The sequence below is a fragment of the Geodermatophilus sp. SYSU D00710 genome (assembly GCF_054050195.1).
Genome location: NZ_JBJGYX010000033.1, coordinates 1 through 16,607, shown reverse-complemented (window position 1 = coordinate 16,607; position 16,607 = coordinate 1). Strand labels below are relative to the sequence as shown.

The following is a 16,607-nucleotide window of genomic DNA, read 5'->3' as shown; positions in this document are numbered from 1 at the left end:
GTCAGGGCAGCTGCACCGTCTCGAAGTTGATCGCCGCGTCGGGCCGCACCTGGTACCCGGTCAGCCCGGCCGACCAGGCCTGCACCTCGTCGGGGTTGTACAGGTACAGGTAGCTGACGTCGTCGACGACGATCCGCGCGGCCTCGTCGTAGAGGCCCTTGCGGGTGGCCTGGTCCGGCTCGGTGGCCGCCCGGGTCAGCAGGGCGTCGACCTGCGGGTTGTTGTAGCCCTGGTAGTTGCTGCCGCCGGTGGACAGGTGCTGGTTCTCGTAGAAGTCCGCCGGGTCGATGTTGCCGATCCAGCTGAGCAGGAAGGCGTCGAAGTCGCCCTGGTCCTGCCGGTCGAGCCAGGTGGCGAGGTCCTCCTCCTGGATCTCCACCTCGACGCCGATCGGCTGCAGCTGGCTGGCGATGACCTGGGCGGCGGCCACCGTCTCGGGGATCTCGTCGGTGACCATCAGACCCATCGTCAGCGGCGTCTGCACGCCGGCCTGCGCGAGCAGCTGCCGGGCGGCCTCCTGGTCGGGGGTGAACGGCGCGTAGTCCAGGAACCAGGGGCTGCCCTCGGGGATCGCCGTCTGGTTGGCCTGCGCGGCGCCGAAGCGGGCGGCCTGGGTGACCTCCTCGCGGTCGATCGCGGTGGCGATCGCCCGGCGCACGTCCCGGTTGTCGAACGGCGGGACGGCGTAGTTCATCGACAGGTAGTAGTACTCGACGCTGGTGACCGAGCCGAGCTCGACGTCCTCCTCGCCCTGCAGCGACTCGATGTTCTGCGGCGGGACGTTGTCGGTCCACTGCACCTCGCCGTTGCGCAGCGCGGTGAGGGCCGCGCTGGGCTCGGCGACGTAGCGGAACTCGACCCCGTCGACGGTCGGCGCACCGGCCCAGTGCTCCTCGAAGGCGGTGAGCACGGTGGCGTTGGCGTCGGAGCTCTCCAGCCGGAACGGCCCGGTGCCGTTGGCCTCGGTCTGCAGGTCGAGGTCGTCGGCGGCGTTCTCCGGGACGATCGCCATGCCCTTGAACGAGCCGATGAGCTCCAGCAGGTTGGGCGTGGGCCGGCTGAGCGTGAGGACCACGGTCCGGGGGTCCGGCGCGGTGACGTCGGTGACGGTGGCGAACCGGTAGGCGTTGGCCAGCTCCTCGTCGATGATCCGCCGGAAGCTGTAGACGACGTCGGCGGAGTCGAACTCGCTGCCGTCGTGGAAGGTGACGCCCTCGCGGAGGGTGAACGTCCAGGCCAGCCCGTCGGGGCTGGTGGTCCACGACTCGGCCAGGCTCGGCTGCATGGTGAGGTCCTCGGCGCTCGGGACGACGAGGGTGTCGTAGACGTTCTCCAGCACCTGGAAGCTCGCGTAGGCGTTGGTGGCGTGCGGGTCGAACTGGTCGGGCTGGGCACTGACCGCGGCCACGAGCACGTTCTCGTCGGCTCCGCCGCCACCGCCGGTGTCGACGCTCTCCCCGCCTCCGCAGGCGGTGAGGACCAGGGCCGCCGCGGCGGCGAGGGGCAGCAGGGGTGTCGTGCGCACGCGGACCTCCGGGGTTCGGCGGTGTCGTCCGCCCCCGACCCTGGCCCTGTCGCCGTGTCCGCGCCGAACGAGAACCCGATCGTTACGTTCCCTCGACCTCCCGGATGGGGAGATCCCCGTCCGTGCGCACGCTGCTGGCCGGCGACCGGCTGCTCGACGCCGGCGGGCCGGTCGAGGACGGCTGGGTGCTCCTCGACGGCGACACCGTCGCGGCCACCGGCACCGGACCCCGTCCGCACGCCGACGAGACCGTCGACCTCGCCGGCGCGGAACTGGTGCCGGGCTTCGTCGACCTGCACGTCCACGGCGGCGGCGGTCACTCCTTCGACGACGGCCCCGGCGCGGTCCGCCGGGCGCTGGCCGTGCACCGGGCCGCGGGCACCACCCGGTCGGTGGTGAGCCTGGTCGCCGCGCCGGTCGGGGAACTGGCGGCGTCGCTGGCCGGCATCGCCGACCTGGCCGGAGCGGACCCGACCGTCCTGGGCGCGCACCTCGAGGGGCCGTTCCTCGCGGCCACCCGCTGCGGCGCCCACGACCCGCGCCACCTGCGGGCCCCCACCGCCGGCGACGTCGCCCGGCTGCTGGCCGCCGCCCGGGGCACGCTGCGGCAGGTCACCATCGCGCCCGAGCTGCCCGGCGCGCTCGAGGCCGTGCGCGCGTTCACCGCCGCGGGTGTCGTCGTCGCGGTGGGGCACACCGAGGCCGACGCCGCGCTCACCGCGGCGGCCTTCGACGCCGGTGCCCGGCTGCTCACGCACGCGTTCAACGCGATGCCCGGCCTGCACCACCGCGACCCGGGCCCGGTCGGCGCGGCGCTCGCCGACCCCCGGGTCACGCTCGAGCTGGTGCTCGACGGTGTGCACGTCCACCCCGTCGTCGCCGCGCTGCTGGTGGCCGGCGCGCCGGGGCGGGTCGCGCTGGTCACCGACGCGACGGCCGCGGCGGGCGACGGCGACAGCGAGCACCGCATCGGCGGGCGGGCGGTCACCGTGCGCGGCGACCGGGCGGTCCTCACCGGCACCGACACGCTCGCCGGGTCCACGCTCACCCAGGACGCCGCGCTGCGGGCCGCGCTCGCCGCCGGCGTCGACCCGGTGGCCGCGGTCACCGCGCTGACCGCCACCCCGGCGCGGGCGCTGGGCCTCGGGCACCGGCTCGGCCGGCTCGCGCCCGGGTACGCGGCGGACGTCGTCGCCCTGGCAGCGGACCTGTCCGTCACGGCGGTGTGGGCGGCCGGGCGGCGGATCCGCTGACCGCCGGGACGGCGTCGGGGCACGGCGGCCCGGTCAGTCCACCGGGGGCAGGCCGCCGTTGACGGTCACCGCGTCGACGGCGCCGTGGCCGACCTCCCACCGGTCGAGCAGCTGCTGGTAGACGCCGTCGTCGACGAGCCGCTGCAGCGCCTGCGTCACCGCGTCGCGCAGCTCGGGGCGGTCGGGCGCGACGGCGATGCCGTAGAGCCCGGGCTCGTACTGGGTGTCGGAGACCAGCTGGAAGCTGTTCTGCGTCCGCGGGTCGGTGGTCACGAAGACCGCCGGCGGGTAGTCGGCGACGACGGCGTCGGCGCGGCCGGTGCGCAGCTCGAGCAGCGCGTCGTCGTTGGTGGGCAGCTCGTGGACGTCGATCCGCCCCACGCACGCCGCCTGCGCCCGCTCGAGCAGCCCGACCTGCACCGTCCCGGCCTCGACGGCGACGCTGCGCCCGCACAGCCCGGCGAGGTCGTGGATGCCGTGCGGGTTGCCCCGCGCGACGACGATCGAGGAGCCGGCGCGGAAGTAGTTGACGAAGTCGGCCTGCTGCTCGCGCTCGGCGGTGTCGGTGACCGCGCTCATCACCAGGTCGAACCGGTCGGCGGCGAGGTCGTCGAGCAGGGTGTCGAAGGAGGAGGCCTCGAACTGCACCTCCACCCCGAGCAGGTCGCCGAGCGCGGCGCCGAGGTCGGGCTCGAAGCCGACGATGGTGCGCCCGTCGGGGCCGAAGGACGAGGCCGGCGGGTAGGACGGGTCGTTGGCCACGGTCAGGACGCCGCTGTCGCGGACGTCCTCGGGCAGCGCGGCGTGCAGCCGCTCGTCCACGGTCACGGCCGGCGCCGCGTCGGGTGAGGGTGCGGCCGGGTCCCCGGAGGTCCCGCAGCCCGCGGTGACCAGGGCGACGGCGAGGACGGCGGTGCCGGCGAGGGCACGGTGGGTGCGGGTCACGCGAGGACCTCCACGGAGGGCGCGGACACCGCTGCGGCCGCGCGGGTGAGTTCCGGCCACGGGCGCGGCCGGGAGAACAACCAGCCCTGGGCGCGGTCGCAGCCGACCGCCCGAAGCCAGGCCGCGACCTCGGGCGTCTCCACGCCCTCGGCGCAGACCGACAGCCCCAGGCCGTGCGCGAGCTCGACCAGCGAACGCACGACGGCGGCGTCCTCGGCCGAGACGTCCACGCCGGTGACGAAGGCCCGGTCGACCTTGACCTCGGTGAGCGCCAGGGAGCGCAGGTGCGACAGGCTGGCGAAGCCGACGCCGAAGTCGTCCAGGGCGGCGCCGAAGCCGTGCGCGGCCAGCTCGGCCAGGCAGGCCGACGCGGCGGCGAGGTCGGCGGGCAGCGCGGTCTCGGTGACCTCGAGGTGCAACCGGGCCGGCGGCACCCCGGCCTCGGCGGCGAGCCGGGCGACGGTGGCGGCGAAGCCGGGCGTCTCCAGGTTGCGCACCGAGACGTTGACCGACACCGTCCAGTCCTCGCCGGCGGCGCTCCAGGCGGCGCAGTCGGCCAGCGCCTGCCGCAGCACCCACTCGGTGAGCGCGCCCATGACGCCGGACTGCTCCAGCGCCGGCAGGAAGTCGCCGGGCCCGATCAGCCCGCGCTCGGGGTGCTGCCAGCGCAGCAGCGCCTCGACGCCGGCGGTGCGGCCGGAGGCCAGGTCCACCTGCGGCTGGTAGTGCAGCCGCAGGTCGCCGCCCTCCAGGGCCCGGCGCACGTCGTGCTGCAGGACCGGCGAGTGCGGCGAGGGGGCGGTGGCGCGGGGGTCGAAGACGACGACGCCGGTGGCGCCGCGCTTGCCCTGGTACATGGCGGCGTCGGCGCAGGTCAGCAGCGTCTCGACGTCGGTGGCGTCGGCCGGGTGCATGGCGATGCCGCAGCTGGCCTCGACGGCGAGCGGGACGCCCTCGACGACGGTCTCGACCGACAGCGCGTCGCTCACCCGCTGCACCAGCTCGCGGGCGTCGGCGGCGCGGTCCATCCCGGGCAGCAGCAGGCCGAACTCGTCGCCGCCGAGACGGGCGACGGTGTCCCCCGCGCGCACGGTGGCGGTCAGCCGGCGGCCCACCTCGACCAGCAGCTGGTCGCCGGCGTGGTGGCCCAGGGTGTCGTTGACCTCCTTGAACCGGTCGAGGTCGACGAGGACGACGGCGCCCGGCGTGCCGCGCCCGAGCTCGGCGGCCACCCGGCGGGCGAACAGCTCCCGGTTGGCCAGCCCGGTCAGGGGGTCGTGCAGGGCGTCGTGCGCGGCCTGCGCGGCTTGGCGGCGCAGCCGGCGCGTGGTCGACCAGGAGATCCCGGCGAGCACGAGGTAGAGCGCGCCCAGGCCGGCGCCCAGGCGCCAGTAGGTGCGGGTGGTCGCCGCCTCGACCTCGGCGGCGACGGTGTCGTAGGGCAGCAGCAGCTCGAGGACCCCGACCGAGCGGCCCGAGGTGTCGGCCACGATGGGCTGCAGCACGCGGATCATCCGCCCGACGGCCAGGCCGTCGTCGTCGAGGAGGGCGACGTCGGTGCCCCCCGTCGCGGCCGTGGCGAACGCGGGGTCGGCGGCCGGGACGACGTCCTCGCCGGCGGGGTAGTCGGGCAGCGCGGCCTCGGGGCCGGTGGCGCCGTCGTCGGCGAAGACCACCGCGCCGGAGAAGTCGCGCAGCCGCAGCCGCAGGATCGAGCCGCGGAAGACGGCCAGGTCGGTGGCCGCCCGCAGCCGCTCGAGCTCGGCGCCGGTCACCCCGGTGGCGAGGTCCTGGCCGCGCAGCGCCGGCGCGATCGCCATCTCCTCGACCACCGCCGCCTGAGCGTGGCCGTACTCCAGCGCGCGGTCGACGGCGTCCTGCCGGATGCCCGCCGCGAGACCACCGCCCAGCAGCACGACCGGCACCAGGCTGGCCGCGGCGTACACGGCGAACAGCCGGGTGCCGGCCACCCCGGGGGACGAGGACCGACGCATGCCGCTCGTATCGGACGTGATCGTCCGCAGGTTGAGGGGTGGCCTCCGCCACAGGACCGGTCCTCCCCCGTCCGGGTGGGACACCTGCCCCGGACGCCGTCCCGCCGGCGGGAGGATGGGCAGCCGTGAGCACCCTCGCGGCGGCGGTCGAGACCCTGCGCGTCCCGGTCGCCGTCGACCTCGCGGCGATCGTCGTCGGCGCGCTCACCGGCGGGCTGCTCGCCGCGCGGGAGGGCTTCGCCGTCTCCGGGGTGCTGCTGCTGGCGGTCAGCGGCGGCCTCGGTGGCGGGCTCATCCGTGACGTGCTGCTGGCCGCCGGCCCGCCGGTGGCGCTGACCAACCGGACCTACCTGCCGGCCGTGGCGATCACCGCGATGGTCACCTTCTACTTCTCCGGCTGGCTGTCGCGGCTGACCGCGCTGCTCGTGGTGCTCGACGCGCTCACCCTCGGCCTGTTCACCGTGATCGGCGCGCAGAAGGCCCAGCTCGCCGGCCTGCCCAGCGCCTCGGTGGTGTTCATCGGCACCCTCACCGCCGTCGGCGGGGCCGTGATCCGCGACGTCCTGCTCGGCCAGCGCGCCGACATCGTGCAGCCGGGCCCCTACAACGCCGTCGCCGCGCTCATCGGCGCCACGGCGCTGACCGTGCTCGCCGGGCCGCTGGGCCTCGACCCGATCCCCGTCGCGCTGGTCGTCATCGCCCTGGTCTCGGGGCTGCGGGTGCTGTCGGTGTGGCGCGGGTGGGAGGCCCCGGTCGCCGTCGACCTGCCCGGACGCGCACGCAACCGGCTCTCGCGGGCCGACCGTCCGCCGCGGCGGCGGCGCGGGACCCGGGGCTGACGGGCGGGCCCGGACCCTCCCGGGGCAGGATCGGGCGGTGACCGGACCCCAGCGCGAGCACGACGTCGTCCTCTTCGGTGCCACCGGCTTCGTCGGCCGGCTGGTCGCCCGCTACCTGGCCGAGGCCGCCCCGCCCGACCTGCGGGTGGCGCTGGCCGGCCGCTCGCGGGAGAAGCTGGCCGCGGCCGCCGCCGACCTGCCCGCCGCCGGCCGCTCGTGGCCGCTGCTGGAGGCCGACACCGGCGACCCCGCGTCGCTGACCCGGCTCGCGGAGGGCACCCGGGTGCTGGTGACCACCGTCGGCCCCTACCGGCGCTACGGGCTGCCGGTGGTCGAGGCGTGCGCCCGCGCCGGGACGCACTACGCCGACCTCACCGGCGAGGTGCTGTTCGTCCGCGAGGCCATCGACCGCTGCGACGCCGTCGCCCGCGAGACCGGCGCCCGCCTGGTGCACGCGGCCGGCTACGACTCCATCCCCTCCGACCTGTCGGTGCTGCTCCTGGCCGAGCGGGCGCGGGCGGACGGCGCGGGCGGGCTCACCGACGTCCGCCTGGTGGCCAGCCTCCGGGGCGGGGCCAGCGGCGGCACGGTCGCCACGATGCGCGGGATGATCGAGGACGCGACCCGCGACCGGGCCGTCCGCCGCCTGCTCGCCGACCCGTTCGCACTCTCCCCCGACCGGGCCGCCGAGCCCGACACCCGCCAGCCGCCGGACGCCGCGCTGCCCGCCCTCGCCGCCGACGGCCGCTGGACCGCGCCGTTCGTCATGGCGTCGTTCAACACCCGGATCGTGCGGCGCAGCAACGCGCTGCAGGAGTGGGCCTACGGGCGGGGCCTGCGCTACGGGGAGTCGATGAGCGCCGGCCGCGGCATCACCGGCGCGTTCACCGCCGCGGGCGTCACCACCGGCCTGGCCGCCGCCGTAGGCGCACTGGCCTTCCCGCCCACGCGGGCGCTGGTCGACCGCGTGCTGCCCGAGCCGGGCACCGGCCCGTCGGAGTCCGAGCGGGAGAAGGGCTGGTTCCGCATGGTCGTCGACGCCGACACCGAGAGCGGGCGGCACTACCGCGCCACCGCGGCCGGGAAGGGGGATCCCGGGTACGCGGCGACGTCGGTGATGTTCGGGCAGGTGGCCCTCGGCCTCGCCCTCGACGGCGACCGGCTGCCCGACCGCGCCGGGTCGCTCACGCCCGCGACGGCGCTCGGCGACGTGCTGGTCGAGCGGCTGCGCGCGGCCGGGCACACCTACGAGGTCGCCGCCCTCTGACGGACGGGCGGCGGGTCCGGGCACTTCCGCGGGAGTGCCCGGCTCGGACCGCGCGCGCACGTGCGCTGCCGTCGAGGAGTGGGGCCCGGAGGGTCCCCGAGGAGGGACGCGCTCGCAGCGGCTCCGTGCAGCCCGGGGACGGCACGTGGTGGCGGTGCGGTCCGGTAGGACCGCAGTGTCACAGCACGCGGACGGCGAGCAGGGCGACGTCGTCCTCGGCGTCGGGGAGGAACAGCCGCTGCAGCACCCGGTCGCACAGCCGCTCGAGCGGCAGGCCCGCGGTACCCCGCAGCACGTCGAGCAGCTGCTCGGTGCCGGCCTGCAGGTCCCGGTCGCGTCGCTCGACCAGCCCGTCGGTGTGCAGCAGCACCGTGCTGCCCGCGGCCAGGGCGGCGGTGTGGTCGGTGCGCGGGCGGTCGGGGTCCACGCCGAGCAGCAGGTCGGCCGGCTCGGACCGCAGCACCCGCACGCTCCCGTCGGGGTCCACGACCACCGGGGGCGGGTGGCCGGCGCTCGACCAGTGCAGCAGGGCCCCGTCGGCGCCGGTGCGGTCCAGCCGCGCCACCAGCGCGGTCGCCATGGCGCCCAGCGCCAGGCCGTCGGCCGCGCGGTCGAGCTGGTGGAGGACCGCGGCCGGGCCGGCACCGCTGGCGTGGCTGATGCCCCGCAGCAGCCCGCGCAGCTGACCCATCACCGCGGCGGCGTTGCGGTCGTGCCCGACGACGTCGCCGATGACGAGCACCGTGCCGCCCAGCACCCCGGGGAAGGCGTCGTACCAGTCCCCGCCCACCTCGGCGCCCTCCGACGCCGGGACGTAGCGGACGACGATGTCGAGCCCCTCCGGCCGCGGCGGCGCGGTGAGCATGCTGCGCTGCAGGGCGTGCGCCAGCCCGCGCTGCTGCTCGAACAGCCGCGCGGTCTGCAGCGCCAGGCCGGCCCGTCGGCCCACCTCGGCGGCGGTCTCGACCTCCCCCGGCGTGTGCGGGCCGCGCTCGGCGTCGTTGGCCGTGCCCAGGGCGCCGATCACCTCCCCGCGCGCCACCAGCGGCACGATCAGCGCCGCGTGCGGCGCCAGCCTCAGCAGCGCGTCCTGCGCCACGGGGTCGTGCAGCGCCCGCCGGATCCGCTCGACGTCGACCTCGGGCACCACCAGCGGCCGGCCGGTCCGGGTCACCACCCGCGCGGCGTGCTCGTCGGTCATCCCGTGCACCATGGCCCCGACGTACTCGGCCACGTCCTCCCGGCGGGCGGGGTCGCGGTGGGACCAGGCCATCTCGTGCAGTCGGCCCTGCTCGTCGGTGACCACGATCCAGCACCAGTCCGCGAGGGCCGGCACCACCAGGTCGGCCAGCCGGCCCAGCTGCTCGGTGATCTCCAGGCTCCCGGACAGCACCCGCCCGGCGTCGGCCAGCAGCTGCAGCCGCTGGTTGGCCTCGGCCATCGCGGCGACGGCGGCGGCACGCTCGGCGTCGGCCCGCAGCCGGGACACGCTCAGGGAGATCTGCGCGGTCAGCGCGTCGAGGAGCTCGACGTCGGCGTCCTCGAAGGCGTGCTCGGTGTCCCAGACGACGACGAAGCTGCCGAGCAGCCCGCCCTCCACCCGCAGCGGGAGTGCGGCCAGGGCGCGCAGGCCGAGGGCCGGGCCGACCTCGGCCATCTGCGGGAAGCGGGCGACGGCGTCGTCGAGGTCGGTGAGCAGCACGCGCTCGCCGTGGCGGGCCGCGTACTGGGTGGGCAGCGCGTCGTCGAGCTCGATGGCCAGCCCCTCGGGCGGGGCCTCCACCTCGGCCTCGGCGGCGGCCGCGGCGACGGTGTCGGCGAGCTGCCGCGCGAGGTAGAGCCGAAGCACCCCCTCGCCGTCGAAGGCGGCCAGCGCGCTGGAGGACGCGCCGAGCAGCCGGGCGCCCCGCAGCGTGATGTCGGCCAGCTGCGACAGCGCAGTCGCGTTGGCCAGCTCCGCGGCGACCTCGGCGACGGCGGCGGCGCGCTGCACCGCGGCCATCCGGCGGGCGGCCTGCTCGCGGGCGTCGGTGACGTCGACGACGGTGCCGAGCACCCGCACCGCGTCGCCCCAGGAGTCGCGCACGACGCGGCCGCGCGAGACCGTCCAGCGGGTCGAGCCGTCGGTGTGGATCGCCCGCGCCTCGACCACGTACTCCCCCGTGCCGGTCAGCGCGTCGGTCATGGCCGAGCGGACGGCGGCGTGGTCGTCGGGGTGGATGCGGGCGGCGATCATCGCGTCGACGTCGGTGATCACGAGGGGGCCGGACAGGCCGTGGATGGCCGCGCAGCGCTCGTCCCAGTGCAGGACGCGGGTGCGCAGGTCGTGGTCCCAGATGCCGATCGCCCCGGCCTCGAGGGCGACCTCGAGGCGGACCCGGGAGGCGCCGATCGCCGACCGGGCCGCGGCCAGCTCGAGCTCGGCGACCACCGAGGCGGCCAGGTGCTCCAGCAGCGCGACGTCGTCGTCCTGCCACGTGCGCCGCCGGCCGTCGTAGACGGCGAGGACGCCGATCACGTGCCCCGAGGCGGAGACCAGGGGGCTGCCGAGGTAGGCGACCACCTCCCCGGACACGACGGCGGGGAGGGCGGACACCCGCGCGTCGGCGGGGGCGTCGGGGACCACCAGGGGGCGGCCCTCCCGGACGACGCAGGCGGAGAACTCCCCGGTGAGCTGCGCGCGACCGCCGACGACGCCGGGCGGCAGGCCGTGCCCGCCGACGACGGTGTCCTGGTCGGTGAACACGGTGACCTTGGCGTGCCCCGCGTCGAGCAGGCGCGCGGCCAGTCCGGAGAGCCGGTCGTAGGCCGCGGGCCCGGACACCTCGAGCAGCAGCCGGCGCGCGGCGGCGACGCGGTGGGCGTCGTGCAGCACGTCGGCGGCAGGCGACGGCGCGGGGACGGACACGGCCCTCCTCGGCCAGGCGCGGCCCGGGCGGCCGCAGCCGACCATGCTGCCACGCTCCGCGCGGAACGGAATCGACCGTCCGCGCTCCTCCCCCCGGACGGGTCGTCCCCCGAGCGGGTGAGGTCCGCCGGGCGCCCGGTGGAGCGACTCCCGGCCGGGGCCGATGGACCGCGCATGACGGGGATGCTGACGCGGGCGCTGCCGGACTGCCGGCCGCTGCTCGCCGACCCGGACGACCTGACCCTGGTCTTCCAGCCGGTCGTCGACCTCGCGCGCGCCCGGGTCGCCGGCTACGAGGCCCTGGCCCGCTTCCCCGGTACCGCCGGCCCCGACGTGTGGTTCGCCGCGGCCGCCGACGCCGGGGTCGCCGCCGAGCTCCAGGCCCTCGCGGTCGGCAAGGCGCTGGCCGCGGTGCCGGACCTGCCCGCGGACACCTTCCTCGCCGTCAACGTCGGCCCGCACCTGCTCGGCACCCGGCCGGTGCAGCAGGCGCTGGCCACCCGCCCGGACCTGCGCCGCGTCGTCGTCGAGCTGACCGAGCAGGGGCCGGTGCCCGACGTCGCCGCGCTGCGCGTGGAGGTCGCGGCGCTGCGGGCCCGGGGTGCGCTGGTGGCCCTCGACGACACCGGCTCGGGCTGGTCGGGCCTGCGCCGGCTCGCGGCGCTGCGGCCCCAGCTGGTGAAGCTCGACCGGTCGCTGGTGGCCGGCGCCGACACCGACCCGGTGTGCACGGCCGTGGTGGAGATGGTCGGCGGGTTCGCCGGCCGCATCGACGCCTGGCTGGTCGCCGAGGGGATCGAGACGCGCGGCGAGCTGACCGCCGCCTGCAGGCTCGGGGTGCCGCTGGCCCAGGGCTGGCTGCTCGGCCGCCCGGCACCCGGCTTCGGCGGGCTGTCCCCCGAGGCGGTCGCGCTCGTGCGCGGCTGCACCGCGCGCGCCCGGCAGCGGGCGACCGTGGCGGGCCTGCTGCGCCCGGTCCGCCAGGTCGAGGCGAGCGAGCCGCAGCCGGGCCTGCCCCCGGTGGTCCTCGTCGGGCCGGACGGCGAGCCGCTGGCGCTGCGACTGGCCGACCCCCGCACCGGCGCCGCGCACACCGCGCCGGTGTCGCTGCGGGTCGGCCCGGCCGACGACGTCGCCACGACGCTGCACGCGGCCCTGACCCGCCCGCCGGCGCACCGCTTCGACCCGGTGGTCTGCACCGACGCCACCGGGGCCGTGCTCGGGCTGGTGCGGGTCGAGGACCTCGCCTCCGCGGCCGCCGCCCGATGAGGTGCCTTCATCGCTACAAGGGCACCCCTCCGGACGTCGGTGAGGTGCCTTCATCGCTACAAAGGCACCTCGGAGGGGCTACTCGGAGGCAGCGGTGAGGGCGGCGCGCTCGTCGTCGGAGAGCACGAGGTCCTGCATCGGCAGCAGGTCGGCGACCTGGTCGACGTCGCGGGCGCTGGCGATCGGCGCGGTGACCGTGGGCTGGTCGGCCAGCCACCGCAGGGCGACGGCGGCCTGGCTCACCCCGTGCGCGGACGCCACCTCGGCCAGCGCCGCGAGCACCCGGTCGCCGCGCTCGCCGAGGTAGGCGCTCGCCCGCTCGGCGCGCGGCGAGTCGACCCGCTCGCCGGCGCGGTACTTGCCGGTCAGGAAGCCCCGGGCCAGGCCGAAGTAGGGCAGGCAGCCCAGCCCGTGCGCCGCGACGACGTCGCGCAGCCCGTCCTCGTAGGCGGGCCGCTCGAGGAGGTTGTAGAGCGGCTGCAGCGCCACGTACCGCGTGGTCCCGAGCCGCTCGGAGGTCTCCAGCGCCTCGGTCAGCCGCGCCGGCGAGTAGTTCGACGCCGCCACGTGCAGCACCTTGCCGGAGCGCACCAGCTCGTCGAACGCCGTGAGCGTCTCCTCCAGCGGCGTCGTCTCGTCGTCGTAGTGCGCGTAGTAGAGGTCGATCCGGTCGGTCCGCAGGTTCCGCAGCGACCGCTCCGCGGCGGCCCGGATCTCGCCCGCCGCCAGCGGGTGCGCCTTCTGCTGCGGCGAGGCCTTGGTGGCCACCACCAGCCGGTCACGCAGGCCGCGCTCGGCCATCCAGCCGCCGAGGATCTGCTCGGAGCGGCCGTCGCCGTACATCTCGGCGGTGTCGACGAAGGGCCGCTGGGTGCTGGGGACGGCGTCGACGAAGCGGTCGAGGACGGCCTGCGACGTCGCCGCGTCGGCGGTCCAGCCGAAGACGTTGCCGCCCAGGCACAGGTCGCTGACGACCAGGTCGGTCCCGGGGAGCTGTGGCACCCCCTCACGCTAAGTCGGCCCGCGCCCACCCGCCTGCGCTGGGACGGGTGGTACCGGCGGGTCGGCTGCATGCGATCGTGGCCCTGGACTGGCCAGATCCCCCACTGTCGTGACACGGTGCCCCGGGCCGGGGCCCCCGCGGGGGGACCGGTCCGTCCCGGACGACCGTCCGGGAGCCGGCCGCGCGCTGCGGCCGGCGCCGTCACCGGCGGCCCGCCGAGACCCGGGCGGGCGCCGACACCCACGAGAGGATCCCCGTGAACAAGGCCGAACTCGTCACCGCCATCTCCAAGCGCGCGGACGTGCCCAGCGCCACCGTGGACGCCGTCCTGGCCGGCCTGCAGGAGGAGCTCGTCGACGCGATCACCCGCGGCGAGAAGGTCGCCGTCTCCGGTCTGCTGACCGTCGAGCGGACCCAGCGCTCGGCCCGGACCGGCCGCAACCCGCAGACCGGCGAGTCGATCGACATCCCCGCCGCCAACACCGTCAAGGTCACCGCCGGCTCGAACCTGAAGAAGGCCGCGAGCAACGTCCCGGTCTGATCCGCCGGGTCCCCGCGACGTCCGGTCCGACCGGCGCGTCCCTCCGGACGTGACCGCGGGACCTCCGCGGTCGCCCGCCGGGGCGGCGCCTGCCTCCTGTGACCCGCCGCACCGGCATGGGTCAGGATGCGCAGGGCAGGCGCCGCCCGAGGGGACGGCACCGGGACGGAGGCACGCGTGACGAGCGGACTGACCCAGGACACCGACCCCGCCGAGGTCGGCCTCGACGGCACCCGGCTGGAGCGCCTCGACCGGCGGCTGGCCCGCTGGGTCGACGACGGGCAGCTCCCCGGCTTCCTCGTCACCGTGTCGCGGCACGGCCGGCTGGCGCACGTCGGCCGCCACGGCTCCCGCGACGTCGAGAACGGCCGGCCGGTCGAGGAGGACACCCGCTGGCGGATCTTCTCGATGACCAAGCCGGTGACCTCGGTGGCGGCGATGATGCTGTACGAGGAGGGCGCCTTCGAGCTCGGCGACCCGATCCAGAGGTGGCTGCCGGAGTTCGCCGAGACCCGCGTCTACGTGGCGGGGTCGGCCCAGAAGCCGGTCACCCAGCCGCAGGTCGAGCCGATCCGCATCCGGCACCTGCTCACCCACACCTCCGGGCTCACCTACGGCTTCCACCACGCCCACCCGGTCGACGCGATGTACCGCGCGATGGGCCACGAGTGGAGCACCCCGCCGGGCACCGACTCCGCCGAGGCCTGCCGGCAGTGGGCCTCGGTGCCGCTGGTCTTCCAGCCCGGCGCGGAGTGGAACTACGGCGTGTCCACCGACGTCCTGGGCCGGCTGGTCGAGGTGGTGTCCGGCCAGACGCTCGACGTCTTCTTCCAGGAGCGCGTGTTCGGCCCGCTCGGGATGACCGACACGTCCTTCGGCCTGCGCGAGGACGACGACGTCGACTCGCTGGCCCGCCTCTACGCCGCCGTCCCCGGGCAGCCCGGCGGCGCGTCCACCGGGTTCGCGCCGATCGACGCCATGGGGCAGGCGGCGCACCACCGGCCGACGTTCCTGTCCGGCGGCGGCGGGCTGGTCTCGACCGCGGGTGACTACCTGCGTTTCTGCGAGATGCTGCGCCGCGGCGGCTCCTACGACGGCGGCCGGCTGCTCGGCCCGCGCACGCTGGCGCACATGGTGCGCAACCACCTGCCCGGCAACGCCGACCTGGAGACCTTCGGCCGGCCGCTGTTCGCCGAGACGCCGCTGCGCGGGGTGGGCTTCGGCCTGGGCTTCTCGATGGTGATCGACCCGGCGCGCTACGGCGTCCTGTCCAACGCCGGCGACTACAGCTGGGGCGGGGCGGCGTCGACGGCGTTCTACGTCGACCCGGTCGAGGACGTCGTCGTCACCTTCTACACGCAGCTGCTGCCCTCGAGCACGCTGCCGATCCGCGCCTACCTGCGGGCGCTGGTCAACCAGGCGATCGTGGTCTGACCGTGCACCTCCGCGGATGTGCCCCGGGCACATCCGCGGAGGTGCCCGGGGTCAGACGTAGCGGCGGAAGAGGATCGCGGCCACCATCGCCGGCTTGCTCTGGCCCTCGATCTCCATCGTGACGCCGAGGTTCATCTGCACGCCGCCCTCGAACGGCTTGGCCTCGTCGAGGGTGGCCGAGGCGCGGATGCGCGCACCGACCGGCACCGGCGACATGAAGCGGATCTTCTCGGCGCCGTAGTTGACGCCCATCCGGAAGCCCTTCGCCTCGATGATCTGCGCGGCCAGCGCCGAGACCAGCGACAGCGTCAGGTAGCCGTGCGCGATCGGGCCGCCGAAGGGGCTCTCCCGCTTCGCGCGCTCGACGTCGACGTGGATCCACTGGTGGTCGTGGGTGGCCTCGGCGAACTTGTCCACCTGCTCCTGGGTGATCTCCAGCCAGTCGCTGTGCCCGAGGGGCTGGCCGACCTTCGCCAGCACGCCGTCGATGCCCTCCACGGTGGTCTGCGCCATCGCCTGTCCTCCTGTGTGCGGGGTGGTCTGGTTGGCTGACTCCACCACACCGGCGACGGGGACGGAGACGACGGGTGCTGCGACTGGGCCGGCTGGACGTCCCCGACGGCGGCCTGCTGGTGATGGCCATCGTGAACCGCACGCCCGACTCGTTCTACGACCGCGGCGCCACCTACGAGCTGGCGGCCGCCGTCGAGCGGGTGCACCGGGTGGTGGCCGAGGGCGCGGACCTGGTGGACGTCGGCGGGGTCAAGGCCGCACCCGGAGAGGAGGTGGACGCCGCCGAGGAGATCCGCCGCACCGTCGACCTGGTCGCCGCCGTCCGCGCCGCGCACCCCGACCTGCCGATCTCCATCGACACCTGGCGGGCCGAGGTCGCGCGCGAGGCGCTCGCCGCCGGGGCCGACGTCGTCAACGACGCGTGGGGCGGCGTCGACCCGGAGCTGGCGCACATCGCGGCCGCGGCGGGTGCGGGGATCGTGTGCACCCACGCCGGCGGGCTGCCCCCGCGCACCCGGCCGCACCGGGTGCGGTACGACGACGTCGTCGCCGACGTCGTCGCGCGCACGACGGCGCTGGCCGAGGCGGCCGTGGCCGCCGGCGTGGAGCCCGAGCGGGTGCTGGTCGACCCCGGCCACGACTTCGGCAAGAACACCCGCCACTCCCTGGAGGCCACCCGCCGGCTCGGTGAGCTCGTGGCCACCGGGTGGCCGGTGCTGGTGGCGCTGTCGAACAAGGACTTCGTCGGCGAGACCCTCGACGTGCCGCTGGAGGAGCGGCTCACCGGCACCCTCGCGGCGACGGCGGTCAGCGCGTGGCTGGGCGCCCGGGTGTTCCGCGCGCACGACGTCGCGGCGACCCGGCAGACGCTGGACATGGTGGCCTCGATCCGCGGGGACCGTCCCCCGGCGCGCACCACCCGCGGCCTGGCCTGAGCGGTCGGAGCCGCCGGGGTCACGCGGTCCGCTCGCCCGGCGCCTCCCCGCCCCGTGGGGGGGGGGCCCCCCCCCCCCCCCCCCGCGGCGGCTCCCAGGTCCTCGACGGCCGCGGCGATGTCCTGGGCAGCGTTGAACGCCCGTAGGCACGCCGCGTTGACCTCGACGCGGCCGGTCGGTC

At 76.3% G+C, this 16,607-nt stretch carries 12 protein-coding genes and 1 pseudogene; 7 read left to right on the top strand and 6 right to left on the bottom strand.

What is annotated here, in order from left to right; translation table 11 throughout:
* Position 1 precedes the first annotated feature (1 nt).
* Positions 2 to 1,525: an ABC transporter substrate-binding protein gene (locus ACI78U_RS15455; protein ID WP_456876219.1), complete on the bottom strand. Its 1,524-nt coding sequence runs from the start codon at positions 1,523 to 1,525 to the stop codon at positions 2 to 4.
* Positions 1,526 to 1,647: 122 nt separating this feature from the next.
* Between ACI78U_RS15455 and nagA the strand changes: the two genes are divergently transcribed.
* Entirely contained in the window at positions 1,648 to 2,778 is a 1,131-nt protein-coding gene (gene nagA / locus ACI78U_RS15450) for an N-acetylglucosamine-6-phosphate deacetylase (protein WP_456876218.1), read from the top strand.
* Positions 2,779 to 2,811: 33 nt separating this feature from the next.
* Here the strand turns inward: nagA and ACI78U_RS15445 are convergent, their stop codons facing one another.
* Both ACI78U_RS15445 and ACI78U_RS15440 read right to left on the bottom strand, forming a co-directional pair.
* Positions 2,812 to 3,723 carry an ABC transporter substrate-binding protein gene (locus tag ACI78U_RS15445; protein WP_456876217.1) on the bottom strand — a complete coding sequence of 304 codons (912 nt, stop codon included), beginning with the start codon at positions 3,721 to 3,723 and terminating at the stop codon, positions 2,812 to 2,814.
* The gene (locus ACI78U_RS15440) at positions 3,720 to 5,717 is read right to left on the bottom strand and encodes a putative bifunctional diguanylate cyclase/phosphodiesterase (protein WP_456876216.1); all 1,998 of its coding nucleotides are present in this window, start codon (positions 5,715 to 5,717) and stop codon (positions 3,720 to 3,722) included. Before ACI78U_RS15440 ends, ACI78U_RS15445 begins: the two co-directional genes overlap by 4 nt.
* A gap of 125 nt (positions 5,718 to 5,842) precedes the next feature.
* On the opposite strand from ACI78U_RS15440, the gene ACI78U_RS15435 reads away from it, so the two are divergent.
* Both ACI78U_RS15435 and ACI78U_RS15430 read left to right on the top strand, forming a co-directional pair.
* Positions 5,843 to 6,556 carry a trimeric intracellular cation channel family protein gene (locus ACI78U_RS15435; protein WP_456876215.1) on the top strand — a complete coding sequence of 238 codons (714 nt, stop codon included), beginning with the start codon at positions 5,843 to 5,845 and terminating at the stop codon, positions 6,554 to 6,556.
* Between the two features lie 37 nt (positions 6,557 to 6,593).
* Complete coding sequence (locus ACI78U_RS15430; protein ID WP_456876214.1) at positions 6,594 to 7,823, top strand: saccharopine dehydrogenase family protein; 1,230 nt, start codon at positions 6,594 to 6,596, stop codon at positions 7,821 to 7,823.
* Positions 7,824 to 8,001: 178 nt separating this feature from the next.
* Here ACI78U_RS15430 and ACI78U_RS15425 read toward each other — a convergent pair whose 3' ends face one another.
* Positions 8,002 to 10,731 carry a SpoIIE family protein phosphatase gene (locus tag ACI78U_RS15425; RefSeq protein WP_456876213.1) on the bottom strand — a complete coding sequence of 910 codons (2,730 nt, stop codon included), beginning with the start codon at positions 10,729 to 10,731 and terminating at the stop codon, positions 8,002 to 8,004.
* 174 nt (positions 10,732 to 10,905) lie between these two features.
* On the opposite strand from ACI78U_RS15425, the gene ACI78U_RS15420 reads away from it, so the two are divergent.
* Entirely contained in the window at positions 10,906 to 12,000 is a 1,095-nt protein-coding gene (locus tag ACI78U_RS15420; protein ID WP_456876212.1) for an EAL domain-containing protein, read from the top strand.
* A 78-nt stretch (positions 12,001 to 12,078) separates the two neighbouring features.
* Here the strand turns inward: ACI78U_RS15420 and ACI78U_RS15415 are convergent, their stop codons facing one another.
* Positions 12,079 to 13,002 carry an aldo/keto reductase gene (locus tag ACI78U_RS15415; protein WP_456876211.1) on the bottom strand — a complete coding sequence of 308 codons (924 nt, stop codon included), beginning with the start codon at positions 13,000 to 13,002 and terminating at the stop codon, positions 12,079 to 12,081.
* A 236-nt stretch (positions 13,003 to 13,238) separates the two neighbouring features.
* Between ACI78U_RS15415 and ACI78U_RS15410 the strand changes: the two are divergent.
* Both ACI78U_RS15410 and ACI78U_RS15405 read left to right on the top strand, forming a co-directional pair.
* Positions 13,239 to 13,544, top strand: a pseudogene (locus ACI78U_RS15410) (HU family DNA-binding protein); the annotation flags it as partial.
* 177 nt (positions 13,545 to 13,721) lie between these two features.
* Positions 13,722 to 14,978 (top strand): serine hydrolase domain-containing protein, encoded by a 1,257-nt coding sequence (locus tag ACI78U_RS15405; protein WP_456876210.1) that lies wholly within the window; start codon positions 13,722 to 13,724, stop codon positions 14,976 to 14,978.
* Positions 14,979 to 15,029: 51 nt separating this feature from the next.
* On the opposite strand, the gene ACI78U_RS15400 is transcribed toward ACI78U_RS15405, so the two are convergent.
* The gene (locus ACI78U_RS15400; protein ID WP_456876209.1) at positions 15,030 to 15,491 is read right to left on the bottom strand and encodes a MaoC family dehydratase; all 462 of its coding nucleotides are present in this window, start codon (positions 15,489 to 15,491) and stop codon (positions 15,030 to 15,032) included.
* A 74-nt stretch (positions 15,492 to 15,565) separates the two neighbouring features.
* Between ACI78U_RS15400 and folP the strand changes: the two genes are divergently transcribed.
* On the top strand, positions 15,566 to 16,426 hold the full coding sequence (folP, locus tag ACI78U_RS15395; protein WP_456876208.1) for a dihydropteroate synthase: 861 nt from the start codon (positions 15,566 to 15,568) through the stop codon (positions 16,424 to 16,426).
* Positions 16,427 to 16,607: the final 181 nt, after the last annotated feature.